The 26,039-nt window shown below is 68.1% G+C and carries 28 protein-coding genes and 1 tRNA gene; 16 read left to right on the top strand and 13 right to left on the bottom strand.

Annotated elements, in window-relative coordinates; genetic code table 11:
* Window positions 1–113: 113 nt before the first annotated feature.
* Window positions 114–1,685, top strand: coding sequence for a tryptophan halogenase family protein (locus AB0N89_RS17765; RefSeq protein WP_364205570.1), 1,572 nt, complete (start codon window positions 114–116; stop codon window positions 1,683–1,685).
* Window positions 1,686–1,742: 57 nt separating this feature from the next.
* Here the strand turns inward: AB0N89_RS17765 and AB0N89_RS17760 are convergent, their stop codons facing one another.
* Together AB0N89_RS17760 and AB0N89_RS17755 are read right to left on the bottom strand one after the other, a co-directional pair.
* Entirely contained in the window at window positions 1,743–3,197 is a 1,455-nt protein-coding gene (locus tag AB0N89_RS17760) for an MFS transporter (RefSeq protein WP_364205569.1), read from the bottom strand.
* 29 nt (window positions 3,198–3,226) lie between these two features.
* Complete coding sequence (locus AB0N89_RS17755) at window positions 3,227–4,630, bottom strand: FAD-binding monooxygenase (RefSeq protein ID WP_364205567.1); 1,404 nt, start codon at window positions 4,628–4,630, stop codon at window positions 3,227–3,229.
* 191 nt (window positions 4,631–4,821) lie between these two features.
* On the opposite strand from AB0N89_RS17755, the gene AB0N89_RS17750 reads away from it, so the two are divergent.
* Complete coding sequence (locus AB0N89_RS17750; protein WP_364205566.1) at window positions 4,822–5,160, top strand: hypothetical protein; 339 nt, start codon at window positions 4,822–4,824, stop codon at window positions 5,158–5,160.
* Complete coding sequence (locus tag AB0N89_RS17745) at window positions 5,157–5,552, top strand: SgcJ/EcaC family oxidoreductase (protein ID WP_364205564.1); 396 nt, start codon at window positions 5,157–5,159, stop codon at window positions 5,550–5,552. Before AB0N89_RS17750 ends, AB0N89_RS17745 begins: the two co-directional genes overlap by 4 nt.
* Window positions 5,553–5,745: 193 nt before the next feature.
* On the opposite strand, the gene AB0N89_RS17740 is transcribed toward AB0N89_RS17745, so the two are convergent.
* From AB0N89_RS17740 to AB0N89_RS17730, 3 genes are read right to left on the bottom strand one after another with little or no spacing between them, the layout of a single operon-like run.
* Window positions 5,746–6,570 (bottom strand): alpha/beta hydrolase, encoded by an 825-nt coding sequence (locus AB0N89_RS17740; RefSeq protein WP_364205562.1) that lies wholly within the window; start codon window positions 6,568–6,570, stop codon window positions 5,746–5,748.
* Complete coding sequence (locus AB0N89_RS17735) at window positions 6,567–7,781, bottom strand: epoxide hydrolase family protein (RefSeq protein WP_364205560.1); 1,215 nt, start codon at window positions 7,779–7,781, stop codon at window positions 6,567–6,569. The genes AB0N89_RS17740 and AB0N89_RS17735 overlap by 4 nt, the downstream gene beginning before the upstream one ends.
* A complete protein-coding gene (locus AB0N89_RS17730) occupies window positions 7,778–9,133 on the bottom strand; it encodes an aspartate aminotransferase family protein (protein WP_364205558.1) in 1,356 nt (451 codons plus the stop codon). The genes AB0N89_RS17735 and AB0N89_RS17730 overlap by 4 nt, the downstream gene beginning before the upstream one ends.
* Before the next feature lie 153 nt (window positions 9,134–9,286).
* On the opposite strand from AB0N89_RS17730, the gene AB0N89_RS17725 reads away from it, so the two are divergent.
* Together AB0N89_RS17725 and AB0N89_RS17720 are read left to right on the top strand one after the other, a co-directional pair.
* A complete protein-coding gene (locus AB0N89_RS17725) occupies window positions 9,287–10,834 on the top strand; it encodes a GMC family oxidoreductase N-terminal domain-containing protein (protein ID WP_364205556.1) in 1,548 nt (515 codons plus the stop codon).
* A 21-nt stretch (window positions 10,835–10,855) separates the two neighbouring features.
* A complete protein-coding gene (locus AB0N89_RS17720; protein ID WP_191255523.1) occupies window positions 10,856–11,143 on the top strand; it encodes a DUF1905 domain-containing protein in 288 nt (95 codons plus the stop codon).
* Between the two features lie 57 nt (window positions 11,144–11,200).
* Here the strand turns inward: AB0N89_RS17720 and AB0N89_RS17715 are convergent, their stop codons facing one another.
* Genes AB0N89_RS17715 through AB0N89_RS17705 form a run of 3 tightly spaced genes read right to left on the bottom strand, consistent with a single transcriptional unit; the run spans window position 11,201 to window position 13,468 of the window.
* On the bottom strand, window positions 11,201–11,587 hold the full coding sequence (locus AB0N89_RS17715; RefSeq protein WP_364205554.1) for a YciI family protein: 387 nt from the start codon (window positions 11,585–11,587) through the stop codon (window positions 11,201–11,203).
* Between the two features lie 13 nt (window positions 11,588–11,600).
* Complete coding sequence (locus tag AB0N89_RS17710) at window positions 11,601–12,461, bottom strand: ABC transporter permease (RefSeq protein ID WP_364205552.1); 861 nt, start codon at window positions 12,459–12,461, stop codon at window positions 11,601–11,603.
* Complete coding sequence (locus tag AB0N89_RS17705) at window positions 12,458–13,468, bottom strand: ATP-binding cassette domain-containing protein (RefSeq protein ID WP_364205550.1); 1,011 nt, start codon at window positions 13,466–13,468, stop codon at window positions 12,458–12,460. The genes AB0N89_RS17710 and AB0N89_RS17705 overlap by 4 nt, the downstream gene beginning before the upstream one ends.
* 228 nt (window positions 13,469–13,696) lie before the next feature.
* Between AB0N89_RS17705 and AB0N89_RS17700 the strand changes: the two genes are divergently transcribed.
* Window positions 13,697–14,434, top strand: a complete 738-nt coding sequence (locus tag AB0N89_RS17700; RefSeq protein WP_364205549.1) for a methyltransferase domain-containing protein — start codon at window positions 13,697–13,699, stop codon at window positions 14,432–14,434.
* On the opposite strand, the gene AB0N89_RS17695 is transcribed toward AB0N89_RS17700, so the two are convergent.
* Complete coding sequence (locus AB0N89_RS17695; RefSeq protein WP_364205547.1) at window positions 14,424–14,843, bottom strand: phosphotyrosine protein phosphatase; 420 nt, start codon at window positions 14,841–14,843, stop codon at window positions 14,424–14,426. The genes AB0N89_RS17700 and AB0N89_RS17695 overlap by 11 nt on opposite strands.
* Window positions 14,844–15,040: 197 nt before the next feature.
* On the opposite strand from AB0N89_RS17695, the gene AB0N89_RS17690 reads away from it, so the two are divergent.
* The 6 genes from AB0N89_RS17690 to AB0N89_RS17665 are packed head-to-tail and all read left to right on the top strand — an operon-like array spanning window position 15,041 to window position 20,312.
* Window positions 15,041–16,672 carry a hypothetical protein gene (locus AB0N89_RS17690; protein ID WP_364205545.1) on the top strand — a complete coding sequence of 544 codons (1,632 nt, stop codon included), beginning with the start codon at window positions 15,041–15,043 and terminating at the stop codon, window positions 16,670–16,672.
* Window positions 16,669–17,649: a selenoneine biosynthesis selenosugar synthase SenB gene (gene senB, locus AB0N89_RS17685; protein ID WP_364205543.1), complete on the top strand. Its 981-nt coding sequence runs from the start codon at window positions 16,669–16,671 to the stop codon at window positions 17,647–17,649. Before AB0N89_RS17690 ends, senB begins: the two co-directional genes overlap by 4 nt.
* Complete coding sequence (locus tag AB0N89_RS17680; protein ID WP_364205541.1) at window positions 17,646–18,998, top strand: YcaO-like family protein; 1,353 nt, start codon at window positions 17,646–17,648, stop codon at window positions 18,996–18,998. The genes senB and AB0N89_RS17680 overlap by 4 nt, the downstream gene beginning before the upstream one ends.
* Window positions 18,999–19,007: 9 nt before the next feature.
* The gene (locus AB0N89_RS17675) at window positions 19,008–19,703 is read left to right on the top strand and encodes a TfuA-like protein (RefSeq protein ID WP_364205540.1); all 696 of its coding nucleotides are present in this window, start codon (window positions 19,008–19,010) and stop codon (window positions 19,701–19,703) included.
* Window positions 19,700–19,846 (top strand): hypothetical protein, encoded by a 147-nt coding sequence (locus tag AB0N89_RS17670; RefSeq protein ID WP_191255514.1) that lies wholly within the window; start codon window positions 19,700–19,702, stop codon window positions 19,844–19,846. The genes AB0N89_RS17675 and AB0N89_RS17670 overlap by 4 nt, the downstream gene beginning before the upstream one ends.
* Before the next feature lie 58 nt (window positions 19,847–19,904).
* Entirely contained in the window at window positions 19,905–20,312 is a 408-nt protein-coding gene (locus tag AB0N89_RS17665; RefSeq protein WP_364205538.1) for a VOC family protein, read from the top strand.
* Window positions 20,313–20,314: 2 nt separating this feature from the next.
* On the opposite strand, the gene AB0N89_RS17660 is transcribed toward AB0N89_RS17665, so the two are convergent.
* Window positions 20,315–20,872: an XRE family transcriptional regulator gene (locus tag AB0N89_RS17660; protein WP_364205536.1), complete on the bottom strand. Its 558-nt coding sequence runs from the start codon at window positions 20,870–20,872 to the stop codon at window positions 20,315–20,317.
* A gap of 77 nt (window positions 20,873–20,949) precedes the next feature.
* On the opposite strand from AB0N89_RS17660, the gene AB0N89_RS17655 reads away from it, so the two are divergent.
* From AB0N89_RS17655 to AB0N89_RS17640, 4 genes are read left to right on the top strand one after another with little or no spacing between them, the layout of a single operon-like run.
* Window positions 20,950–22,083: an MFS transporter gene (locus tag AB0N89_RS17655; protein ID WP_364205534.1), complete on the top strand. Its 1,134-nt coding sequence runs from the start codon at window positions 20,950–20,952 to the stop codon at window positions 22,081–22,083.
* A 9-nt stretch (window positions 22,084–22,092) separates the two neighbouring features.
* Window positions 22,093–22,251, top strand: a complete 159-nt coding sequence (locus tag AB0N89_RS17650) for a CopG family transcriptional regulator (RefSeq protein ID WP_364205532.1) — start codon at window positions 22,093–22,095, stop codon at window positions 22,249–22,251.
* Window positions 22,248–22,595 carry a VOC family protein gene (locus AB0N89_RS17645; RefSeq protein ID WP_364205531.1) on the top strand — a complete coding sequence of 116 codons (348 nt, stop codon included), beginning with the start codon at window positions 22,248–22,250 and terminating at the stop codon, window positions 22,593–22,595. The genes AB0N89_RS17650 and AB0N89_RS17645 overlap by 4 nt, the downstream gene beginning before the upstream one ends.
* Complete coding sequence (locus AB0N89_RS17640; RefSeq protein ID WP_364205529.1) at window positions 22,592–23,821, top strand: MFS transporter; 1,230 nt, start codon at window positions 22,592–22,594, stop codon at window positions 23,819–23,821. Before AB0N89_RS17645 ends, AB0N89_RS17640 begins: the two co-directional genes overlap by 4 nt.
* On the opposite strand, the gene AB0N89_RS17635 is transcribed toward AB0N89_RS17640, so the two are convergent.
* The 3 genes from AB0N89_RS17635 to glpR form a co-directional block, all read right to left on the bottom strand.
* Window positions 23,814–24,785, bottom strand: coding sequence for a hypothetical protein (locus AB0N89_RS17635; RefSeq protein ID WP_364205527.1), 972 nt, complete (start codon window positions 24,783–24,785; stop codon window positions 23,814–23,816). The two genes, AB0N89_RS17640 and AB0N89_RS17635, sit on opposite strands and share 8 nt — an antisense overlap.
* A gap of 139 nt (window positions 24,786–24,924) precedes the next feature.
* Window positions 24,925–24,997, bottom strand: a tRNA-Ala gene (locus tag AB0N89_RS17630).
* 72 nt (window positions 24,998–25,069) lie between these two features.
* Window positions 25,070–25,879 (bottom strand): gephyrin-like molybdotransferase receptor GlpR, encoded by an 810-nt coding sequence (glpR, locus tag AB0N89_RS17625; protein ID WP_364205526.1) that lies wholly within the window; start codon window positions 25,877–25,879, stop codon window positions 25,070–25,072.
* Between the last annotated feature and the right edge of the window lie 160 nt (window positions 25,880–26,039).

Genomic DNA, 26,039 nt, shown 5'->3' with positions numbered 1-26,039 from the left:
ACGGTGTAACTCACTGGGAAGGGATGAACCGGAACCTGCCCGATCGTGCGATCGGAACCTAGGCTCGTTTGCGCAGCTTGGTGGGGGTTTCTGGACCGCAAAGGAGCATTTCCGTGGCACGTCCAATACAGAAGATCGTGATCGTCGGCGGCGGGACGGCGGGCTGGCTGTCCGCCGCGTACCTGAATCGCGCCTTCGGCAGAAAGGTCGACATCACCCTCGTCGAATCGCCGAGGATCCCGCGGATCGGGGTGGGGGAGGCCACGGTTCCGACGCTGCGGACCACCTTTTCCTTCCTGGGTATGAAAGAAGAGGACTGGATGCCGAAGACCAACGCGGTCTTCAAGTCCGCCGTCCGGTTCAACGACTGGCGCAAACCACACGAGGGCCGCGACAGCCACACGTACTACCACCCGTTCTTCGACGTCCCCGAACCCGCGGTGCGGAACTACGAGAAGCCGTTCCACAAGCGCTTCGGCCGCGGTGTCTCGCTCGCGCACTTCTGGCTCAAGCAAAGACTGGCGGGGGACACGCGCGTGCGCGAGACCTTCGGTGACGCGGGAATGGCGCTGCAGCGGCTCTGCGAACTCGACAAGGCGCCGAAACCGTTGCCCGGCAGCGACGCGCCGGATCCGCACTACCGCTACGCGTACCACTTCGACGCCGCGCTGATCGCCAAGTACCTCCGTGACCTGGCGACCGGCCGCGGCGTCAAGTTCGTTTCGGCGGACGTGACGTCGGTGAGCGTCGACCCGCGCGGCGTGATCGAGAAGGTCGTCACGGACACCGCCGGCGAGATCGAAGGCGATCTTTTCCTGGACTGCACGGGATTCCGGGGCCTGCTGATCAACAAGACGCTGAACGAGCCGTTCGTCAGCGCCAACGACGTCCTGCTGTGCGACTCCGCCGTCGCGCTCCCGGCCGACCACCAGGAAGGCGGGCTGCGGCCGTACACCTCCGCCACCGCGAAGCCGGACGGCTGGATCTGGGAGATCCCGCTCGCCGACCGCGACGGTACCGGTTTCGTGTACTCCAGCGCGTTCATCTCGCCGGAGAAGGCCGAACAGAAGCTGCGCGAGCACCTCGGCGGCCGCGACTACGACACCGCGGGCAACCACATCAAGATGCGCGTCGGGCACAACCGGCGTTCGTGGGTGAACAACTGCGTCGCGGTCGGCCTGTCGAGCTGCTTCGTCGAGCCGCTGGAGTCCACCACGATCGCGCTCATCGAGTACCAGCTCGCGTTGCTGGTGCTGCACTTCCCGGACTCGGACTTCGACGAGCGCCGCAAGGCCCGCTACAACGAGCTCATGGTCAGCGCCTTCGAGGACCTGCGCGACTTCATCGTCATGCACTACACCCTCACCGACCGCGACGACACCGAGTTCTGGCGGGCCGTCCGGGAGGCGCCGATCCCGGCCAGCCTGGAGGAGAAGCTCACCGAGTACGCGGAAAGCGTCATCATCCCAGACGGCAGCCAGCTGCGGCTGTTCGAGACCCGCAGTCTCTGGGCGATCCTGTCCGGAATGGACTTCGACTTCAAGAAGGCCCCGCCGTCGGTCGACCTGATGAACGACGCCGCCGCGTGGGAGATGTTCGAGCAGATCGACAAGGAGCGGGAGATGTACTCCGCCAGTCTGCCGAGCCACCGCGAGTACATCGAGGCCCTGGCCCGAGGACTCTGACCACACGAGAAGGCCCCCTCTCCCGGTTCGGAGAGGGGGCCTTCTCGTGGTTCCGGGTCAGCCCGCGAGCGGGAGGTCGTCCCGGTCGCCGCGGTTCTGGCCGTCGACGCTGCGCAGGTGCCGCTTCTTGGTGCCCTTCAGCAGGGTCACCGTCACGACGAGCCCGATGACCGCGAAGATCACGCAAGCCACGAACGACGCCTGAAGCCCGGCGGTGAACTCCGCGGGCCCGCCCGGCGCGGCGGTGAACGACGTCGACACCGACGTCACCACGGCGACACCGAGCGCGCCACCGATCTGGAACGACGCGACGTTGATCCCCGACGCCGCGCCGCTGTCCGCCTGCGGCACCTTGGACAGCGCGGCCACCGACGCGGCCGCCATGCCCGCGCCGAGACCCGGGCCGAAGACGACCAGGCCCCACAGGATGTCGGCGCCGTAGCTGCCGTTCACCGGCACCTGCGCCAGCAGGAGGCAGCCGGCGCCGAGCAGCACGAGGCAGGCCGCGACGACCGGACGGACACCCAGCCTGGTGACCACGGCCTGGCCGACGTACGCGCCGACGAACGCCAGCGTCGGCATGACCGACTGCAGGACCCCGAACTCCAGCGGGCTGTAGCCGAGGACGACCTGGCCGTACATCGAGATGGTGACCGAAAGCCCGAAGGCCGCCATGCCCATCGCCACCGTGACGAGGTTTCCGCCCGCGAGCGCCGGGCGCTTGATCAACGCCAGCGGCACCAGCGGCGCCGACGAACGCTTCTCCACCACCACGAACAACGCGAGCAACCCGGCGGCGACCGCGAACAGGATCAGCGTCGGCGCGCTGGTCCAGCCCCACACCGGCGCCTGGACGACGGCGAGGATGATCGCGACGAGCGCGAGTGTGCTGACGACGGCTCCCGCGACGTCCTGGCTGCGGCGCTTGCCCGAGTCGCGGCTCTCCTGCAGCAGCACCGGCGCGAGCAGGATGACCAGCACCGCGAGCGGCACGTTGACGTAGAACACCCACTGCCAGCCCAGGGTCTGGGTGAGCAGCCCGCCGACGAGCAGGCCCGCCGTCGCGCCGATCCCGCCGATGCCGGACCAGCCGGCCAGCGCGGTGTTGCGGCTCTTGCCCTCGGGGAAGGTGTTCATGAGGATCGACAACGCCGTCGGCACCATCAGCGCCGCCGCGATCCCGCTCAGCGCCCGCGCCGCGATGATCACCGCCGGGCTCCACGCCAGACCACAAAGGACGGAGCCGACGAGGAACAACGCCGTGCCGATCACGAACACCCGGCGCCTGCCGAAGTGGTCGGCCGCCCGGCCGCCGAGGATGAGCAGTCCGCCGAAGGTGATGAGCTTCGCGCTCAGCACCCACTGCGCGTCGGCGGGCGACATCCCGAGGTCGGGCGCCAGCGACGGCAGCGCCAGGATGACGCTCTGCGAATCCAGCAGGACCGCGAAGTTGGCCGCGCACAACAGGACCAGCGCGGCCCAGCGGAAGCGGACGGCCTGGAGATTACTCACCGGAACTCCTCGTGCTCGTAGCGAAAGGATCAGGCCGCGGGACGCTCGGCCTCGCCGGTGTCCGTCTTGGCGGAGGGGAGCGGGGTCACGGTGGCGGTCTTCTTGCCACCGCCGGAGAACAGCACGCGGCGCATCATCGACGGCTTCATCAGCGCCTGCGGCGGGTCGATCAGCGAGATGGTGCGCATGAAGCCGCGCGCCACCACGGGGTCGTTCGCGGCCGCCGCCATCACCTTCGACATGTAGGCGTTGCCCATCCTGGTCGCGAAGGTGCGCTTGCCGCGGACCGTCTCGTAGCCGAGGTCGGCGGAGGCGGACATCATCCACGGCGAGTCGGTTTCCTTCGCCAGGTCGCGGAAGAACCCGCGGTACGTCGGCTCGACGCCCTTCTCCAGGTGCTTGCGCAGGACGTTCGCGCCCATCGCGGCGACCGTCATGCCCTGGGCGTAGACGGGGTTGAAGATGCAGGCGGCGTCACCGAGGATCAGGTATCCGGTGGGGAAGCGGGTCAGCTTCTCGTAGTGACGGCGGACACTGGCCGGGAACCGGAACGAACCGGCCGGCGCGCGCTGCTCCGCGTTCTCGATGGCGTTGTAGACCTCCTTGACCGGCAACGTCTTGGCGTAGGCCAGGAAGCCTTCGTGGTCGGTCGGCGCGCGGTCGCCCGCGATGCCGGTGAGGGTGAGCGCGTACCGGTCGGCCAGCCGCGCGAAGATGCCGCCGCGCGGGAAACCCGGGGTCGCCGTCGGGACCAGCGCGATGTCCTCGCCGAGCGGGTCGACGGGCAGCGGGCCGACGAAGTCCATCGTCGTGTAGGTCAGGTCCATCTGGACCTTCTCCTCCGGCGCCTTCTCGTAGCCGAGCTCTTCGAGCCAGCGCGGGGACCGCGAGCCGCGGCCGGAGGCGTCGACGATCAGGTCGCCGCTGATGATCTCCTCGGGACCGCCGTCGCGGCTCTGCACGCGGACACCGGTGATGCGCTCGTTGCCCTCGCTCGCGACCAGGCCGACGATGTCGGTGCGCTCACGCAGGACGACACCGGGACGCGGCAGCGTGCGCGACCGCAGGAAGTGCTCGATCACCGGCCGGTTCGCGGCCACACAGGCCATCCCGGTGTCGGTGACGGCGAACATGTCGCCGTTGAAGTAGTAGTGGCAGGTCGACCCGTAGTCGCCGACCGGGACACCGGCCGCGATCATGTCGTCGACGAACCCGGGGAACAGGTCCTCGATGATGATCCGGCCCCGTTCGAGCAGGGCGTGGATGTGGATCGCCCACGAGATCGCCGGGCGCAGATTCGTCCCGGCGGCGGTGAGATCGTCGCGTTCGATGACGGTCACCTGGCGGTAGGCGTCGGAAAGCACGCGGGCGGCGAGCATCCCGGCGATGCTGCCCCCGAGCACGACGGCGTGATCGCCGATCTTCGTTCCCATTGTCGTGTGCCTTTCGGTGATCAGGTGAGTGGACGATTACGAAAAACGCTATGCCGGTCCGCCGTGGCGCTCTTCTCCCGCTTTGCGTAGCGCTTCTCCGGGGTTGCGAGCTTGTCCCGCGGTGGTATTGCGGCGCCCCGCGAACGCGTAATTTCGGTGGCGGACCTCCGCGTCACGAGGAAGGAGCACGAATGGGTTCGGCGTTCGTCGTCCGTTATCAGACGACCCCGGAAACCGCCGGTGAGAACGAAAAACTGGTGGAGGACGTCTTCGCGGAACTGGCGCGTGACCGGCCCGGCGGGCTGAGCTACGCGTCGTTCAAACTCGACGACGGGGTCAGTTTCGTCCACGTCGGTGTCGTCGAGGGCGACGGGAACCCCCTCGCCGCGTCGACCGCGTTCCACGAGTTCCAGAAGGGCATCCGCGAGCGGGCCCCCGAAGGACCGGTACCCAGTGGGGCCACGCTCATCGGCTCCTATGGCTTCTCCACCGCTGAAAACGGAAAACGAAACGAGGAGACAGACCGATGACCGCTACCGCCGACACCGCCACCGGCGTCGCCGCCCTGCCCGGCCAGATCGTCGCCGCCTGGGCCCGCCACGACGCGGAGGCCTTCGCCGACGTGTTCGTCGAGGACGGCACGATGATCCTTCCCGGCGTCCACGTCAAGGGCCGTGACAACATCGCGAAGTTCATGGCGGGCGCGTTCGCCACCGCCTACCAGGGCTCCCAGGTCACCGGCACCCCGTTCGACGCCCGGGAGATCGCGCCCGGCGTCGTCGTGCTGTACACCGAAGGCGGCGTGATCCAGGCCGGCGACACCGAGGTCGCCGACAACGCCAAGGTGCGCGCTTCGTGGACCGCCGTCCTGCGGGACGGCGAGTGGAAGCTGGCCGCCTACCAGAACACCCCGCGGGACTGACGCTCCCGCACACGAAAGCCGCTTCGCGACCTTGAGGGTTGCGAAGCGGCTTTCGTCGCTTGTGCTTGAAGACGTGACTCACGTGATCAGAGACGTGTCTCGTGTGCTTGAAGACGGAACTCGCGTGATCACGCGAGTTCCGTCTCTGATCACGTGAGTCACGCGTCTGATCACGTGAGTCACGCCGCCTATCTCAGCGGAAGAACTTCGTCAGCAGCTCCGCGCCCAGCGTGTCGTCCATCAGGTGCCCCGCGGTGTCCATGGTGACGTACTCACCCCGCGGGATCCCGTCGGCGACGGCCTGGCACATGTCCTTCATCCACTGTGGACTCTTGTTCCCGCCGAGCACGAGGCTCGGCACCGTGATCGCGGACAGCTCCTCGACCGGGACGCGGTCCGCGTCGTCGGACAGGATCGAGTCGTACGGCATCGAGTGCGCCATCGCCTCGAACGCCGGCCAGATCGGATGCGTCGAGAAGAACTCGATCTCGTCGTCGGTGAACAGCGCGTCCCACTTCAGGAACAGGGAGACGGCGTCCTTGATCCGGTCCTGTTCGAGCAGTTCCCTGAGCTGCTCGGTGTAGCCCGGCGGGACCTTCGGGCCGCTGTACGGGGGTTCGTACATGGCCAGCTTGATCATCGGGACGCCGCGCGCGGCCGCCGGGACGGCGATCATCGAACCGGTGCAGTTCGCGAAGACGTGGGCGGTGCCGCCCGCGGCTTCGATCACCGCGACCAGGTCCTCGATCTCACGGTCCACTGTGTACGGTCCGACGCGCTTGTCGTCGCTGTCGCCACGGGCCCGGCGATCGTAGTTGTACACGGTGAAGTTCTCGGACAGGCCTTCGGCGAGTTCGGCGTGCATCGCCTTCTCGTTCAGGCCGCCGCCGATGATGATCACCGGCGGCCCGGTGCCCGACTTCTCGTAGGCGATGGTGGTGCCGTCGGCGGACGTCACCTTCTCGATCGGGAGATCGCGGTTGCCGTAGTCGAGGTTCTCGATGTTGGCTTCAGTCACTTGTCCGTGCCCCTCGCGCGCAAGGCCTGCTTGAACTTCCGGAGGTCGTCGAGGAAGAGGTCCGGCGCTTCCAGGCCCGGGAAGTGACCGCCCCGGTCGAGCCGCCGCCACTGCACGATGTCGGAGAACGCGCGGTCCGCGTAGGTGCGGATCGGTTCCATGATGTCGTACTTGTAGGCGGCGACACCGATCGGCGTGGAGATCGGCGGCAGGGGAGCGACGAACGTCTTGTACTCCTCGAACCGCGGGTGCGCGACGGCCAGTTCGGGATGCGGCGTCGCCGAGGTCCGGGTGAAGGCCGCGTTGTCGCAGTAGAAGTGCGCCGCGTTGCCTGCCGACCCGGTGAGCCAGTACAGCGTCACGGTGGCGAGCAGGTCATCGCGGTCGAAGACCTCTTCGGGCGAGTCGACGGCGCCCGACCACGCGTGGAACTTTTCGATGTACCAGGCGAGTTGCCCGACCGGGGAGTCGGCGAGGCTGTAGCTCAGCGTCTGCGGCCGCGTCGCGTGCTCGACCATGTACCCGGGCGCGGGGAGCATGTACGGGTCGAGCAGTTCGAGCTCTTCCTGGCTCAATCCTTCGAGGTCGCTCGCGTCGGCGGGCTGGGTCACCAGGAAGTTCACGTGCGCGGCGAGGACGTTCTCCGGCTTCATCGCGGCGAGGATGATGGAGATGAACGAACCCCAGTCCGCGCCCTGCACGATGTAGCGGTCATAGCCGATCTCGGCCATGAGCTTGCCCCAGATCTCCGACATCTTCGGGACCAGCCAGCCGTGCTGCGTCAGCGGCGTGGAGAAACCGAAGCCCGGCAACGTCGGGATGACCAGGTGGTAGGCGTCCTTCGGGTCGCCGCCGTGCGAACGCGGGTCGGTCAGCGGCCCGATGAGGTCCAGGTACTCGATGATCGAGCTGGGCCAGCCGGTGGTCATCACCATCGGCGTGGCGTCCGGCTCCGGCGACCGCACGTGCAGGTAGTGGATGTTCGCCCCGTCGATGTTCGTGACCACCTGGGGGAACTGGTTGATCTTGGCTTCCGTCGCGCGCCAGTCGTACTCGGTGCGCCAGTACTCGACGAGCTCCTTCAGGTACGACTGCGGGACACCGCGGGTCCAGCCGACGTCGGGGGTCTCGGCGGGCCAGCGGGTGTCGGCGAGCCGTCTGCGCAGGTCGTCGATGGCTTCCTGCGGGATGTCCACTTTGAACGAGGTCATGACCGGTTCCTTAGTACGTCGGTGATGGCGGTGGAGATGTCCGCGGCCTGCTCCTGCTCCAGCACGAGCGGCGGGCCGACGACGAGGGTGGGCCCGTAGTCGCGGGCGAGGACGCGGTGCTCGCCGCGCAGGTCGTCGATGATGGCGACCATGCGGTCGAACGGCATCGGCTCGCCGGTGTTCGGGTCCGCGGTCAGTTCGATGCCGACCATCGCGCCGTGCACGCGGACGTCGTGGACGATCGGGAGGTCCCGGACGCCTTCGAGGCCCTCGACGAACCAGCTCTCGATCTTCTTGGCCTGGCCGAGGATGTTCTCCCGCTCGATGATGTCGAGGTTCGTCAGCGCGAGCGCGCAGGCGACCGGGTGTCCCGAGTAGGTCAGCCCGTGGAAGAAGAACTTCTCCGGGTTGCCGACCATGACCTCGCCGATCTCGTCGCGCATGAGGACGGCGCCGAGCGGCGCGTAGCCGCTGGAGATCCCCTTGGCGGTGACGATGATGTCCGGGCTGTAGTGCGCCGAGGCGAACCAGTCGCCGGTGCGGCCGAAGCCGGTGATGACCTCGTCGGCGATCAGCAGGATGCCGTACTTGCTCAGCAGCGTGCGGATCCGCGGCCAGTAGTCCTCCGGCGGGACGATGACGCCGCCGCCGCCCATCACCGGCTCGCCGATCATCGCGGCGATCTTCTCCGGGCCGACGCGGAGGATCTCGGTTTCCAGTTCCCGCAGGAGGAAGTCGGTCGGGTCCTGGCCGCCGAACATCTCCGGGTGGGAGAGCATGGGCGGGCTGACCTTGGTGACGTGCGGCATGGTCGGCCCGGCACCGAAGTGCATGTCGTCCATGCCGCTGACCGAACCGCCGGCCAGGGTCGTTCCGTGGTAACCGAACTGCCGTCCGATGATCCAGGTCCGCTCGGTCTCGCCGCGTTCGAAGTGGTACCGCCGCGCGATCTTGAGCGCCGCCTCCGTGCCGTCCGAACCGCCGCTGGTGAAGTGGATCTTGCTCATCCCCGCCGGGGCGAGCTCCGCGAGGCGGGCGCCGAGCCGGATCGCCGGCTCGTTCGAGTACTCGCGCCACAGCGAGAAGTACTCCAGCTTCTCCGCCTGCGACGCCGCGACCTCGGCGAGTTCGGCGCGGCCGTGGCCGACGGCGACCACCCAGTTGCCGCCCGCCATCCCGTCGATGAACGGGACGTCCGCCGCGTCCCACACCACGGATCCCTTGCCACGCACGAAGATGTTGCGTTCGGTCCGGGTCGGGTTCTGATGCGGGTGGATGAGGTGCTTGCGGTCCAGAGCCTGAAGCGCTGCCGCGTACTCCGCGCTCCCTGGCGCCTCGCTGGCGTTGGTCATTTCTGCTTTCCCTCCGCGGATTCCGGCATCGGACACGAACCACGCTAGGGGAGACGGGCAAAGCGGTCTTCTCGCTGATTGCCGCAGGAATCAGGAATTCTTGCCGCAACCGAGAAGAAACCCGGCCCCTGTCGATCTTGCTAAATTCCCGGTATGGCCGATTTTGTCGTGGTTGGGGCCGGTGCGTCCGGTTGCGTCCTCGCTAACCGATTGAGCGCGGATCCCTCCGTCTCCGTCGTTCTGGTCGAAGCGGGACCGTCCGACGATCATCCGAACTTCGTGGTCCCCGTCGCCGGTGGGAAATTCTTCAAGACCCGGTACGACTGGGACTTCGACACCCATCAGGAGCCGCACTGCGAAGGGCGGCGGGTCTACCTGCCGCAGGCGCGGGTGGTCGGTGGCGGGAGTTCGGTGAACGGCGGCGCGTACGTGCGCGGCAATCGCGCGGACTTCGACGAGTGGGGTCAGCCCGGTTGGGATTTCACCGGGATACTCCCGTATTTCCGGCGTTCGGAGGACAACGAACGCGGCGAGGACGAGTTCCACGGCGTCGGGGGCCCGCTGCGGGTCAGCGACGGCCGGGCGGGGAACCCCAGTTCGGCCGCGTTCATCGCGGCCGCGCTCGAAGCGGGCTACCACCACAACACCGACTTCAACGGCGCCACGCAGGAAGGGTTCGGCGCGTTCCAGGTCACGCAGCGGGACGGCCGCCGGGCCAGCACCGCGTCGGAGTTCCTGCGGCCCGTGCTGGACCGGCCGAACCTCACCGTCGAGACCGATCTCGAGGTGCACCGGGTCCTCGTCGAAAACGGCCGTGCGGTCGGGATCGTCGGCAACCGGCTCGACGAGCTCGTCGAGATCCGCGCCGAACGCGAGGTCGTCATCAGCGCCGGCACCTACAACTCGCCGAAGATCCTGATGCACTCGGGAATCGGCCCGGCGGACCACTTGCGCGCGTTCGGCATCGACGTCGTCGTCGACCTGCCCGACGTCGGGCAGCGGCTGCAGGACCATCCGCATGTCTGGCTGAGCTTCGGGCACGACAAACCGGTGAGCCTCCTCGCCGCCGGCGACCCCGAACACGCCGAGGCGTACGAACGCGACGCGACCGGCTTCCTCACCTCGGGCGGCCCGGAGACCGGCGGGTTCGTGACGATCGACGGTGACGCGCCGGATCTTCAGTTCATCTGCATGCCGTTGATGATCTCCGACGGCTTCCTCTCGCCGCCGTCGCGGCACGCGATCTCGTTCGGCGCGTCGGTGGCGAAGCCGCGCACGCGCGGGAACGTGACCCTGTTCAGTTCCGAACCGACGGCCAAGCCGAAGATCGTGCAGAACTACCTCTCCGACCCCGCCGACCTCGCGATGGCGATCGAAGGGGTGCGGATCAGCCTGGAACTCTCCCGGCAGGTCGCGCTCAAGCCGTACACGCTCGACGCCATCGCCGCTCCCGCCTCCGGCACGGACGCGGATCTGGCCGAGTTCACGCGACGGAACGTGCTCACCGGCCACCATCCGGTGGGGACCTGTGGAATGGGCCGCGTCGTGGATGCGCAATTGCGGGTTCTTGGAATAGAATCACTTCGTGTCGTGGACGCTTCCGTCATGCCGACGATCGTGCGGGGCAATACCAACGCCCCGGTCATCGCCATCGCCGAAAAGGCCGCGGATTCGATTCTCCACCCCGATAGCGCAAACTGACGACGAGGAAGATCTGAGAGTATGGCTGACAAGACACCGCAAGCGATCGACATCACCTTCGAGGCCGAAGTCATTCCCGACGGCAACAGCGGCTGGCCGTGCGTGAACATGCCGGACTCCGCGGAGTTCTTCGGCACCGGGAAGGCCGTCAAGGTCAGTGGCACCGTGGACGGCCACGACTACGAGGCGAGCATGCTCCCGATCGGCGGCGGCGTGCACATGCTGCCGCTGCGCAAGCCGTTCCGCAAGGTCATCCAGAAGGAGATCGGCGACAAGGTCACCGTGCACCTGACCAAGCGAATCTCCTAGCGGCGCACCGAAAGGGCCGGACCGGGGAATCCCCGGTCCGGCCCTTTCGCCTGGGGCCTATTCGCCGCCGGTCCAGATCGGCCGCAGCTCGACGCTCTGTCCGGGAGCGGCGAACTCCTCGGCGATCTCGTCGGCACGGGCCTGGTCCTTGGCCTCGATCAGGAAGAAGCCGGCGAGGTGGTCCTTCGTCGACGAATACGGGCCTTCGCTCTTCTTCTTCGAACCGTCGGAACCGACCTCGTAAAGGCTCGCCTTCGCCGGGTCTCCGAGCGCTTCCCCGCCGACCAGCTCACCGTTTTCGTGCAAACGGCCGAGCAGCGCCTCGAATGCTTCGAAGTGCTTCTTGCGCTCGTCCGCGGAAAGGTTCGAGAACTCCGGGGTGAATTCCTCCACCGGATGTCCCCACGGCTCGGGGTGCGAGTAGAGCAGGACCATGTACTTCATTCTTTTCCCCTTCTTACTTCCGCTTGTAGGCGGCCATCGTGGCGGAGCCGAAGCCCGCGATCAAGACGACGCTCGCGACCAGCACCCAGATGATCTCGCCGGCGTTCGGGCTGCCGCTCATCAGGCCCCGCATCGCGGTGACCAGGTGGGTGATCGGGTTCCAGCTGACCGCGGCTTCGAGCCAGCCGGGCATCGTGGACGGCTGCACGAACACGTTGGACAGGAACGTCAGCGGGAACAGCGCCACCATGCTCACGCTCATCACGGTCTTCTCGGACCGCATGGACAGGCCGAGGAACGTCCAGATCCAGGAGAGCGAGAACGAGAACACCAGCAGCAGGGCTACGGCGCCGACCGTGCCGGCGACACTGCCCAGGTTGTAACCCATGATCAGGCCGACGGCGATGATGACGACGCAGCCGATGAGGTAGCGCAGGAAGTCGCCGAGCAGGTAGCCGACGATCGTGGCGGGGCGCCAGATCGGCAGCGTCCGGAAACGGTCGAAGACACCCTTGGCGATGTCGCTGTTCACCGCGACACCGGTGTACATCGTGATCATCACGACGGTGATGGCGAGGATGCCCGGGAGCAGGTAGTCCAGGTACGCCTCGGTCGAACCGCCGATGGCGCCACCGAAGAGGTACGTGAACATCACGGTCATGATGATCGGGAAGCCCGTGACGTCGAACAGCTGCTCGGGCAGGTGCTTGATCTTCAGCGCGGCCCGCCAGCCGAAGGTCAGCGAGGCGGAGAGCGCGCTGGGGCGCTTGGGCCGGTCGACCGACGCGAGAACCGCGTCGAGCGCGTCGACGTCGGCGGGCCGGGTCTCCTCGGCCTCTTCGGTCGTTTCGGTCGGCTTGATGGTGGAAGTCATCGGTTCGCCCCCTCCTTAGCGGCGGTCTCCGGCGTCGCGGGCCGGTCGGTGAGCGCCAGGAACACTTCGTCGAGGCTCGGCTGCCCGAGCGAGAACTCGTCGACGACGATGTCCCGCAGCGAAAGTTCGTGCAGGGCCTTGGAAGCCCACTCGGCCATGCCGGCGTCGCCTTCCACACCCGGGATCCGGGCGCTGACCAGGACCTCGTCATGCTCGGAAAGCGTGGGCTGCTCCAGGAACTTGGCGAGCACGTTCTGCGCGTCGGTCCGCTGGTTCGAGTGCCGCAGCCGCAGGTGGATCGCACCGACGCCGATCGACGCCTTCAGCTGGCCGGGGGTGCCCTCGGCGATGACCTTGCCGTGGTCGACGACAGCGATGCGGCTGGCGAGCTGGTCGGCCTCGTCGAGGTACTGGGTGGTCAGCAGCACGGTGGTGCCGCGTTTGACGACCGCGCGCACGATGTCCCAGACCTGGTTGCGGCTGCGCGGGTCGAGACCGGTGGTCGGCTCGTCGAGGAAGAGCAGATCCGGCGTGTTGACGATGCTGGCCGCGATGTCGAGCCGCCGCCGCATACCGCCGGAGTAGTTCTTCACCTGACGACCGGCCGCCTCGGTCAGCCCGAACGCGTTGAGGAGCTGTTCGGTGCGCGCCTTCGCGGCGGACTTGCCGTGGCCGAGCAGGCGGCACAGCAGGATGAGGTTCTCCACCCCGGTCAGGTCGTCGTCCACCGAGGCGTACTGACCCGTGAGACTCACTCGCGCACGGACGGCGTCCGCCTCGCGCACGACGTCGTGACCGAAGACCTTGGCCTGTCCTCCGTCGGGACGCAGCAGCGTCGCCAGCACCTTCACCGAAGTGGTCTTGCCCGCCCCGTTGGGGCCGAGAACGCCGTACACCGTTCCCGCGGGAACGGTGAGGTCGAGCCCGTCGAGTGCTCGTTTCTCGCCGTAGATCTTCGTCAACCCGGACGCTTCGATCGCGGGATCCCCGTCGCGGTCCTTTGCCATGATTGAACCCTTCTGGTTCCGTTTACCTTGCATTCTGTCGCCGCCGGATCATCACGAACAGTGATCAGGGCACGACCGCGATGTGAAGAGTTCATGGTCGCCGATCACGGGCGCGAATGCTTCTCCCGTCGTGCTGTCCCGCGCATCGCCCGCAGTCGAGGAGATGTCCCGCGGACGGCACGGCAGAGAATCGGGTCACTGCCTGATGGCGCCCTAGGGAGGACGAAAATGACCTGGTACTCCGACGATGGCCTGTGGTCGGGTTTCTCCGAGTTGATGTGGCCGCAGTACCTGACCGTCGAGGCCGACGAACTCGTGCGTGAGTCGCCGTTGCTGGCCTTCCCGTCGGGTTCCCGGGTGCTCGACCTGTGCTGCGGGCCGGGCCGGTTCGTCGTTCCCCTCGCCCGCAAGGGTTACCAGGTGACCGGCGTCGACCTCAACGCGCCCGTCCTGGACCGCGCCAAGCAGGCCGCGGCCGACGCCGGCGTTTCCGCGGAACTCGTCCAGGGCGACATGCTCGAATTCGTGCGCCCCGGCGGTTTCGACGTCGTGCTGAACATGTACACCTCGTTCGGCTATTTCGACGAGGCCGAGAAGAACCTCCAGGTGCTGCGCAACGCGCACACCAGCCTGGCGCCCGGTGGCAAGCTGCTGCTGGAGGTGTTCGGCAAGGAGATCGTCGCGAAGAACATCGGCCGCACGCACGCTTTCCCGCAGCCGGAAGGCATCGCGTACATGCGGCACAGCGTTCTCGAGGACTGGACCAAGCTGCGCACCGACTGGACGCTGGTCGACGGCGACGTCGCGCGTTCGGCGCACATCCAGTCGTTCATCTACAGCGCGGCGGAACTGCGCCGCCTGTTCGAGGACGCCGGCTTCACCGACGTCGAGGCCTACGGCGGTTTCGACGGCGCTCCCTACGACAAGCGCGCCAAGCGGCTCATCGTGCAGGGCGTCAAAGCCTGACCGCCGTCCGCGGGCTCCTTTCGTCCACAAGGGACGAAAGGAGCTCGCGCACGCGGCGGTCCATGTCGTCCCGCAGCGGCCGGATCCCGGTGATCCCTTCGTGTTCCGGGTTGGGGACGACCCACTCGACGTACCGCGGCCCCTCGGCGACCGGGTAGGTCTTGCAGCCCATGGTGATCACGACGTCGGCCGCGGCCACGTCCTCGTAGGTGACCTGGCTCGGCACCTCGCCCGAGATGTCGACGTCCCATTCCGCGAGCGCGCCCGCCACGAGCGGATTGATCTCGTCCGCCGGTTCGCAGCCCGCCGACCGCACGGTCACCCGGCCGAATCCGTGATGCTTCAACAGCGCGGCGGCCATCTGCGATCGGCTCGCGTTGTGCACGCATACGAAGAGGATATCCGTCATCGCCCGCCCATTCCGTCCGTATCGGTACTTGCTCATGAGGCTACCCGTGAAATCCTCATCGGAATCGCATGAGGAAAAGAGCGGCAATCGAGGAGAACCTCACCGGTGGCGTCCCATTCGCAGCATGGGAGAAGAGGCGGGCCGGGGTGCGCTGCCACACTTTCCCGGTCCGCGAGAAAATGACGCTGGGGGTTGCGATGGTCGAGATTCGGGTGTGCGGCGCCGTCATGGCGCACCCCCGGCGCCGGGCGGAGGCGGAAGCGCTCGCGCGACTCGATCCCGCCGGCGCGACGAAAGTGGTGCTGGATCCCGATCCGGACGGCCCGCCGACGGCCGCGCGCACCACGAAACTGGCCTGGAGCAGCGTTCCCGACGAGGCGACGCATTTCCTCGTCCTGCAGGACGACATCGAGCTCGCGGACGGTTTCTTCGAGCACGCCAGGAAAGCCGCCGAGCTGCTGCCGGACGACGCGATCGCCTTCTACGCCAATTGGAACTCCCGCAACGGCGCGGCCGTGCGGATGGCCGCGGCCTCGGGAGCGGACTGGGCGACGGCGGTCAACGAATACGCTCCTTGTCTCGCGCTGATGCTGCCCGCCGAAATCGCCCGCGGTTATGCCGGATACGCGGTCCGCGACGGCGACGGCTGGCCGTGTGACGTGCTGATGTTCCGTTATCTCAAAGCGCTGGAAGTGCCGGTCCGCGTCGCGGTGCCGAACACCGTCGAGCATTCCGGTCTGCCCAGTGTCGCCGGGAACGACGCGCACGGTCTGCGGCGTTCCGCGTGTTTCTCCGGCGTCGCTCCCGCGAGAGCCGGAAGCGTCATCGCCGAGCACGAAGTGATCCCTTTCCACAAACACCTGACCTCCGAATGCGCCGTGCGCGGCGACGGGTACTGGGAGTACCTCGGCACGGAACGGCTCCTGCGGCGATCGGGGATTTCGCCGCAGGAGTGCCGGGCCGAATTCGAGCGGGCTTCGGACCGGTCCGAAGCCGCCTGGCAGACCTGGCTGACCGCGTACACGATGGGTCTGTCCACTGTGGAACACAGCGGTGCGGCTCTGGACCAGGCGCTCGCGACGATCGGGCCGGGCGGTCTCTGCGATCAGCTCATCGCTTCCGAAATCGAGGCGATCACGCCCTCGCATCACGATGTGGCCGTACACGCCTTCGCCGCCGGGCGCGACCGAGCTTCCCGCCCTCGCCGTCCGCGTCGCGGAAGCGGTATCCAGGTCGCGATCACCGGCCCCGGGGGCACCCTCGCCGAACATCTCGCGAGCCTGCTGGCCGAATTCGGCCACGACGTCGTCGACAGCGCGAGGGCGTCCGGGGAAACGCGACTCGTCCACCTCGGCGACCTGGCGGATCCCGGCGACGTCTTCTGCGCGATCGTCGACACCGGCCCTCGCGAGCACGTTCTGCGGTTCGCGACACCGATCGGCCCGCACACCCCGGCGGATTCCCTGGTGGCGCGGTGGATCGAGCTCGCCTGGACCCGGCGGGCCCTGCCTGTCGACCCCGATCGCGTCCACCAGTTCACCGACGTGCGCGACCTGGCGAGCGCGATCGACGCGGTGCTGACCGGCGACCCGGTCGCGCCGGTGTACGACATCGCGACGGCGACGCTCACTGGCAACGAGCTGGCGAAGGTCGTCTGCGCCTCGGTCCGTTCCGTACCGACGGAATACGTCACTTCGACGACGGAGACACCTGTGCTGAAACTGGGCCTCGCCGCCGCGGAACTCGGCTGGACGGCCACGATCCCGGCCGACGAAGCCGTGCGCGCCTTCGGGAAATGGCTCGCCTACGACACGGACCGCGTCCGATGAGGATCCTCGTCGCGGGACCCGTCCCCGAAGCCAGCGACTACGGCAACGGCGTCACCGCGCGCCGCTGGGCGCATCTGCTGCGCGACCTCGGCCACGAGGTCCGCGTCGTGCAGGACTACGACGGCGGGCACCACGACCTGCTGATCGCGTTGCACGCACGCAAAAGCGAGGCCGCCATCCGCGCCTTCACCGCCGCGTGCCCGGAGTCGCCCGTCGTGATCGCGTTGACCGGTACGGATCTCTACCCGGACCTGGCCACCGCCGGCGTCGACCTGGCCCTGCTCGAACGCGCCGCGCGGATCGTCGTCCTGCAGTCCCAAGGAGTTCTGCAGGTCCCGCCCGGGCTGCGGAGCCGGACCAGGGTGATCACCCAGTCGATGCCGCCGATCTCGGGCGAGCCGCCCGCTCCGGACCGGTTCGAGATCGCGTTCCTCGCGCACGCCAGACCGGTCAAGGATCCACTGCGGCTGAGCGAGGCGGTGCGCCTGCTGCCGTCGTCGTCGCGGATCACCGTGACGCACGTCGGCGGCGTGCGCGAGGACGACATCGGCGACCGGCTGCGCGCCGAGTCGGCGGAGAACCCGCGCTACACCTGGCTCGGCCCGTTGCCGAGGCCGGAAGCGCTCGCCGTCCTCGCCCGCAGCCGCCTGCTGGTGCTCACGTCGTTGCACGAGGGCGGCGCGAACGTCGTCACCGAAGCGCTCGCGGCGAGCGTCCCGATCGTGTCCACCCGCATCCCGGGTTCGGTCGGGCTGCTCGGCGAGGACTACGCCGGGTATTTCCCGGTCGGTGACACGGCGGCGCTCGCCGCCGTGCTCGACGCCGCCGAGCACGACCGGGACGGGCTCTTCACACAAATGCGGTGGCAATGCGCCGCGCGCCGCGCTTCGGCGGATCCGGAGCGCGAAACCGAGGCATGGGAACGATTGCTCGCCGAAGCGGTTCCAGCGAACGCCGGATACGAGGGAGTGCGATGAAACTCAGGAAGAGCGTTCCGAAGGTCGGGGGCGGCGGGGTGCACCGGGAGTTCACCGCCGAACAGACCTACGCGCGGATCGAGCCGCACCTGCGGCGCGCCGGGGTGACCCGGGTCGCGGAGATCACCTGGCTCGACCGGGTCGGCATCCCGGTCTACAACGCCATCGCGCCGCGCTCCAACGACATCATCTCGGTCTACAACGGCAAGGGCCTGACGAACATCGACGCCAGGACGTCCGCGGCGATGGAGGCGATCGAGCGGTTCTCGGCCGCGCTTCCCGTGCGGCCGCAGGTCATCGCGTCCTACGAGGAACTGGTCGCCGAAGGCCGCACGGTGCTGGACCCGCGTGAGAACAACGCGGAGCTTTCCGCGCACTACCGTGACGACCTCCCGATCTCGTGGGTCGAGGCGTACGACCTGATGAACGAAGAGTCGATCCTCATCCCGCAGGCGTCCGCCGTCTACGGGCTGAAGTTCCACGAACCTCCTTGCTACAAGGTGCTTTCGACCAACGGCCTGGCGTCCGGCAACAGCCTCGAAGAGGCCATCTGCCACGCGCTCACCGAGCTGATCGAACGCGATTCGATGACCAACGCCGAACTCGTGAGCAGCCAGCTCGCGCAGGTGCTGGAGAAGGGCATCTTCGTCGAACCGCAGCCGGAGCACATCACGTCGTACCTGCGTGAGCTGCATCCGCACGTGGACCTCGAAACGCTGCCGCCGCTGGCGAAATCCCTCGTGGACAAGTTCCACGACGCCGGGCTGAAGATGCGGATCGTGCACATCACCTCGGATCTGGAGATCCCGAGCTTCCTCGCCGCGACCTCCGAAGACCTCGGCCCGACGACGTCGCAGGGGCACGGCGGGTTCGGCACGCATCCCGACGCGAACGTCGCGCTCATCCGCGCCATCACCGAATGCGCGCAGGGCCGCGCGGTCGACATCCAGGCGATGCGCGAGGACATCCGGCTCCCGACCGAGAACGTGTCCAAGTACCAGAACCACGTCCAGCGGTCGGCGACGATCGACAAGGGCGCGTGGGCCTGGCAGCCGATGCGCAAACAGGTCGCGTTCGACGAGATCCCGTCGTGGACCACCGACGACGTGATGACCGACATCAAGCTGATCCTGGACCGGATCCGCGCCGCCGGCATCGACCGCGCCCTCGCTGTCGATCTCTCGCCGCCAGGGATCCCGGTGAGCGTCGTCCGGGTGATCGTGCCGCGGCTCGAATCGTGGGCCGTCGACCACTGCAAGATCGGCCCGCGAGGCGCGGCGGTCTGGAACGACACGCTGCTGGAACTCTCCGCCCGCATCCGGGCAGCCGAACTTTCCAAGCCCGCCTAGGAGATCGTCATGCGCGCAGTGGTTTTCATCGGCCCGAGCATCGACCTCGAATCGGCCTCGGCCGAACTCGACGTCGAGTTCCTGCCGCCGGTCAAACGGGGCGACCTCGCCGAACTGCTGGCCCGGCCCGAGCCGCCGGAGGCCATCGGCATCGTCGACGGCCGGTTCCTGCAGAGCCTGTGCATCTCGCCGAAGGAGGTGCTCGAAGCGATGGACCGCGGCGTCACGATGTTCGGTTCGTCGAGCATGGGCGCCTTGCGCGCGGCGGAATGCTCTCCGTTCGGCATGGTCGGCGTCGGCAAGATCTACGAGGAGTACTTCTCCGGGCGGATCGACGCCGACGACGAGGTCGCCGTCACCTACGACGAGGAGAACCTCTCGGCGTTGTCGGAGCCGATGGTGAACATGCGGTTCGCCATCGCCGCCGGCGTCGAACAGGGCGCGTTCGCCCCCGAAACGGGGGAGCGGTTCCTGGAGATCGCCAAGGAGCTGTACTTCCCGCAACGCGTCAACCGGACCGTGCTCATGCTCCTGCGCCGGGAGCTCCCGGAGGACGAGTACGCCAGGATCGCCGCGTTCTTCGCCGCCGGCGCCCCCGACACGAAACGCGAGGACGCGCTGCTGCTCCTCGCGGCGATGCGGGAGCACCTGGACCCGGCCGCCAAACCGCAGATCAAACCCGTCGAAGACCGAGGTGCGCTGTGAACGTCGACCCGTCGCTCGCCCCGCTGGCCGGATTCAGCCCCGAGCAGCTCGAACGGTTCCTGGAGGCCGTGCGGACGTCGTCTGACGGCGTCCAGGGCACCCTGGAGTCCCTGACCATGACGATCATGACGTCGATCGAGTGACCCGAGGCGATCAGGAATCGAGAAGCGCCGCAAAGCGGTCTCACCTAGCGTGATCGGCATGGACATCGCCATTCACGGGAGCTTCCTCCCGCAGAACGACCCCGAAGCCGCCATCGCGTTCTACCGCGACCTCCTCGGCTTCGAGGTGCGCAACGACGTCGGGTACGAGGGGATGCGCTGGATCACCGTCGGCCCGCCGGGGCAGCCCGTTTCGATCGTGCTGCACCCGCCGGCCGTCGATCCCGGCATCACCGAGGACGAGCGCCGCGTCATCGGCGAGATGATGGCCAAGGGCACCTACGCGAGCATCCTGTTCTCGTCCGACGACCTCGACGGCCTCTTCAAGCACCTCGCCGAGGGGAACGCCGAGATCATCCAGGAGCCGACCGACCAGCCGTACGGCCTGCGCGACGGCGCCGTCCGCGACCCGGCCGGGAACCTGATCCGTATCCAGCAGCGCGTCTGACGTCACCGGGTGCGGGCGCGGACGTGGACCCGCTCGCCCCGCCTGCCGAACAGGCTGAGCACCTCGACCCGCCCGCGGCCGGTGGCGCCGAACCAGTGCGGCGTCCGGCAGTCGAATTCGGCCGCCTCGCCGGGGCCGAGGACGACGTCCTGGTCGCCGAGCACGAGCCGGAGCCTGCCGCGCAGCACGTAAAGCCATTCGCGGCCGGTGTGCGTGCGCGGGCGGGGTTCGTCGTCGCCGTCCGGGATCGTCATCTTGTAGGCGCGGGGCCCGTTCTCATGCCGCGTGAGCGGGATGAGAACGCGGCCGTCCTCGGGCGCTTCGAGCACTCTCGGTGACGAGACGATCTCGTCGACGCGCACGCCCAGCGCGGCGATGACCGGCAGCACCAGTTCGAGGCTCGGCTTGCGCTGCCCGGATTCGAGGCGGGACAGGGTGCTGGTGGAGATGCCGGTGGCGCGGCTGAGCTCCACCAGCGTCGTGCCCTTCTTCTCCCGGGCACGGCGCAGGCGGGGCGCGATCAGCTCGATCGCCGCGGTGACGGCGGGTTCGCTCTCCATGCCGCCAGCACACCAGCTCGTCCCGATTCCGGCAAAGTTCTTTGCCGAAACAGCCAGAAGGCGCCGACGCTGGCGCCATGATCGAAACGAAACGGCTCCCCACCGGGGTCTATCTCCTCGCCTTCAGCCTGTTCGCGATGGGCAGTGCGGAGTTCCTGATGGCCGGGGTCCTGCCTTCGGCCGCTGAAGATCTCGGCGTCTCCCTGTCGTCCGCGGGCGTGCTCATCACCGCGTTCGCGCTCGGCGTCGTCCTGGGCGGGCCGCCGTTCGCCGTGCTCAGCCTGAAGTGGCCCCGGCGGACGGCGCTGATGGTCACGCAGGCCGTCTTCGCCGCCGCCATCGCGACCGGCCTGCTCGCCGACGACTACTGGATCCTGCTGGTCACCCGGTTCGTGGCCGGTCTCGCCTACGCCGGGTTCTTCGCCGTCGCGGCCGTGACCGCGATCAGCCTGGTGACCCCGGACCGCAACGCCCGCGCGTCCGGCGTCGTCGTCACCGGCCTCAGCGTCGCGATGGTGGCCGGGGGACCCGCGGGCACGCTGCTCAGCAACCTCACGGACTGGACCGGCGGGTTCTGGGGTGTCGTCGCGCTCACGGCCGTGGGTGTGGTCGCCTGCGCCGCCGGCCTGCCCGCCACCGCGTCCGCCGCCCCGAGCCTTTCGGGGGAATTGAGCGCCCTGCGTTCTTGGCGCCTGTGGGGTGTCTACGCCGTCACGATCCTGAGCACCGCCGCGTACATGGTGTCGTTCAACTACCTGTCGGCGATGCTTGCGGACGTCGTTCCCCTGGTTTGGATCCCCGCTGTGCTCGCGTTGTTCGGGATCGGCGCCTTCGCCGGACTGTCCGTCGGCGGCCGGATCTCGGACCGGCGCCCGCGCCACGCGCTGCTCGGCGGGGTCATCGGCATAGCGGTCTTCTCCGCGCTGCTCGCCGTCTTCGCGGACACCGCGTGGGTCGTCGTGCCGCTGGTGTTCCTGCTGGGTGTCGCGGCCTTCGTGATCAATCCGGCGCTCTACGGCCGGGTGTTCACGATCGCGTCGGACGCCCCGACCCTCGCCGGCGCGACCACCGTCTCGGCCTTTCAACTCGGCATCAGCCTCACGCCGGCCTTCGCCGCCGGGGCGCTGAACCTGGGCGCTTCGCTGACCGCCATCCCGTGGATCGGCGCGGCCCTGGCGCTGGTCACGATCCCGCTTGTGCTCATTTGCTAGCATGCGAGCATGGCTCAGGTCGAGAAACGGCAATTCAACGTCTATCTGCCGCCCGACCTCATCAAGCGGGTGAAGCACGCGTCCGTCGACGCCGACGAGTCGCTCTCGTCGTTCGTCGAACGGGTGCTGGAGGAGTACCTGCGGACCAGTGAGGAACGCGAACGATGAAGGTCATGCCGATCCGGTACAGCTCCGATGTCGCGGCGATGACGCGGTTCTACGAGGCGCTCGGCCTGCGGGTCGGTTCGGTGTCGCGCCCCGGCGGCTGGGTCGAACTGCCCGCCGAGGGCGGGATGCTGGCCGTCCACGAGGCGTCGGGCGAGGACGTGGGCCGCTGTGAACTGGCGTTCGAGGTCGGCGAACCGCTGGAGGACGTCGCGGAACGCCTGCGGGCGGCCGGATTCGAGCCGGGACCGCCGATGGACGAGAACCACGGGTACTCGATGCGCGTCCAGGATCCCGACGGTGTCTGGGTCCAGCTCAACCTGTACGAGCGAGACCTCTACACATGACGGGGATCCGGCTGGCGGTCGGCATCGTCGCGCTCGAGTTCGCGGCCGCGGTCACCGGTTTCGTCGCCTCCACCCTGCTGCCCGTCGTCGCCGCCGATCTCGACGCGAGGGACGACCTCGGTCTCCTGATCGCCGGGTCGACCTTGGGCCTGTTCGTCGCGCTTCCCCTGGCGAGCCGGGTTCTCGCCCGTATAGGCCCGCGCGGCACGCTGGCCGCCGGAATGACCGCCTACCTCGGCGGCCTGCTCCTGGCCGCGCTGTCACGGACGGCGTGGACGTTCGCGCTCGGCCAGTTCTCCGCCGGGCTCGCGAGTGGACTCCTGGCGGTTTTCGGGATCAGCTCGGCGATCCGGCATCTCGACGACCGCCTGCGGATCCGCGTCGTCGCCGCGTCCTCGGCGATGTGGATCGTGCCCGCGCTGGTCGGCCCGGCCGTCACCCTCGGCCTGGAACACCTCGTGGGCTGGCGGTGGACGCTGCTGCTGCCGGTGCCGTTCGTCCTTTTCGGACGGTTGCTGGTGGTGCGCGCCGCCCGCGGCTCACTGTCTGCCGAAGACGCGCCGCGTCCGTTGCTACGGACTTTGACGGTGCCGCTGGGCGCGGCATGCGTCGTGTTCAGCATGGGCCACTGGCCGGTCGCGCTCGCCGGGGCGGCGATCACCGTCGTCGGAATGATCGCGATCCTGCCCGCCGGCACCGCCCGTCTGCGCCCCGGCACACCCGCCGCGCTCGGTGCGATGGTGCTGTTCGCGATCGGCTATTTCGGCGCGGACAGCCTGATCACGGTCCTCCTGACGAGCGAATACCAGGTGAGCCTCGGCCAGGCCGCGATCGTCCTGAGCGCCGCCCCGCTGGGGTGGGCCGTGACCAGCCTCGTGGCCACCAAGTTCAGCTTCCCCGCCGTGGGCCTGAGCCTGACCGCCGCCGGCACCGCCGTCGTCGCTTTCGGCGGCTCGTTCCCCGTGGCCCTCGTCGCCTGGGCCGTCGCGGGAATCGGCGTCGGCTTGGCCTATCCGAGCCTCTACATCAGAGCCACGACCGCCAACTCGACCGGTTTGACCGCCGCGGAACTGGCGACCGCCGTCATCACCGCGGAATGCGTCGGACAGCTGCTCGGCCGGGCCGTCGGTGGCTCTCTGAGCTCCTCCGGCCCCGGCCTGCTCGCCTCATACGCGCTTTTCGCGGCCGCCTTGGCGGCGGCCGCGATCGCCGCCCGGTCTAGCTGAACAGCCTGTCGTTCCCGTTCGCCATCCGATGGGTGCCGCCGTGCTTGGCCACCCAGTGCCGGACGAGCGCCACGGATTCGGCGCATTCCTTGCCGTCGTTGTATTCGGTCACCTGATCTTTGGCCCAGCCGACGATGATGCCGTCGACCTTCCCGACGTCGAGCAGCTTCTCCACGTACGGCCCGTCGGTGTGGTCGGTGGTCCAGGAGAACGTCGCGGCGAGCTTGTGCCGGTCACGCGAGATCGCCGCGTACTTCAGTTCCGTGCAGGTCGTCCGGCTCACCTCGGCGCAGGTCCCGAAGCCCTTCCGGATGTCGGAGTCGCCGTAGTCCAAAGCCCGCTTCTGCACGGGAATTCCCTTGCCGTACTTGGCGTAAGTGTCCTTGACGGACCCGAGCGATCCGGTCACCGTGATGCCTTCGAGCGGGCCGAGCGTCCCTTGCAGGCTCTGCCATCCACGTCCGCCCTTCTCCCCGGCGTGATAGCCGTAGAAGCCGTACATGACCTGGATTCCGGCCCTGACGAGACGCTGGGCCTTGTCGTGCAACCCGGCGACACTGCACACGCGGTTCTCCTTTTCCCCGCAATAATCAGGATCCTTGATGTCCAGCCAGACCAGGCTCAGCTTGTGATCCTTGCCGGACCGGTCGATGGCACGGTCGATCCAGCTGTCCAGACCGGGACCTTCCGGGCTGCCGCCCTTGTCCGGGCAATCGTGATGCACCCGCCACTGATCCGGCCTCGCCCAGCCGCACAGGTCCACCTCGATCCCGTTGGCCCCGTGCTTGATCGCCGCGTCGATCCCGTCCAGCGTGTCCACGCGATGCGCGATCGCGTACACCGGCCGCTTCCCGGCCGCCGCCGCGGACGCGGTGACACCGACGAACCCGACTCCCGCCAGCGCGACCACCAGTACTGCCGCCAGAATTCCCCGGCGACGTGGCTTCTCCATCGCATAAGGCATGTCTCTGATCTCCCTCGACTCTTCGGTGAGCCCTCGCCCTCGGACAGACGCAGCGGGTCCGGGAGGGTTGTGGAAAATCGGGGACCTTGCCCGAAAGCACAAAAAAGCTCGCACTCTTCGTGAGTGCGAGCCTTGTCTGTGGAGCTGAGGGGAATCGAACCCCTGACCTTCTCGATGCGAACGAGACGCGCTACCAACTGCGCTACAGCCCCTGGTGAAACTTGCCCCTTCGTTTGGAGCTCCATGAGCCTATCAGTGGCTCACGGAGCCCCGAAACGCGGGGGTCACTCTCCGGCGGCCCGGCGGAATGGCCTGGTCCCGGGCTCGTCGAGCTCGTGGAAGGCCGGGTCCTCGTCGTCGAGGTCGACGACGACGGCTTGGCGCCGGAGGCGGGACATCGGGGACGGTTTGCGCTCCACGACGGCCGGGCGTTCGGTGGCGACGACCTCGATGTCCTCACGGGGTTCGTGGGACTCGGAGTCGTCGGCGACGGAGCGGCGCGGGGCGCGGGTGTTGTTGAAGCGGGCCTGGCGGCGCTGCCGGATCTCGTTTTCGATGCGGACCTGGCGGCGCAGGTACACGAGGTAGCCGATGAGGACGGCGTCGACGACACCGTTGGCCCACCAGACCGTCGGGGTCAGGAAGCCGGCGACGGCCGCGGTGGTGACCACCAGGACGAGGAGCGCGATGACGATCCGCTGCCGGAACGCGTATTTGGCGCGCGCGGCGATGTCGGCGGCCTCGGGGTCGAAACCGCCGCGGCCCGGCCGGTAGCCGGTGCCCTGGCGTTCCCTTTCGTTGTGGGACGCGTGCGAGGGCTGGGGTAGCGGTTCGGCTTCCGGCTCCTCGTCTTCGAGGTCGGCGTCGAGTTCCGCCTCGAGCTCGGCCAGGTCGTCTTCTACCGATGGTTCCGTGTTCTCCGCCATGGCGAACTCCTCCGGTCCCTCGTGGCGTGTGCTCCCGCTCCGCACGACCCGCGCCGCCATGGCCGAGTCCGTCGTCCGTGCGACCTGCTGGCGCTTGCGGGCGACCATGGGCACGAGAACGACGAGCCATGCCGCTGCGAGCGCGACGATGATCACCGAACTGGGCATCTCCCGTCACCTCCCCCGATCCACTGCTGTAGTCACGCTAGCCACAACAGTCACACACGCCGCGCAGACTCGCCGGTTTCGATCACGGAAAATGCATCACCAAATTAGGTGAATCTCACAGTTTGTGGTAACGCAATCACGGGAACGGGCCCGTGATGGG

The sequence above is a fragment of the Amycolatopsis sp. NPDC089917 genome (assembly GCF_040684635.1).
In the GTDB taxonomy this organism is placed as follows: Bacteria; Actinomycetota; Actinomycetes; order Mycobacteriales; family Pseudonocardiaceae; genus Amycolatopsis.
Note: the sequence above shows the minus strand (reverse complement) of the source record. Positions and strands in the feature narration are given on the sequence as shown.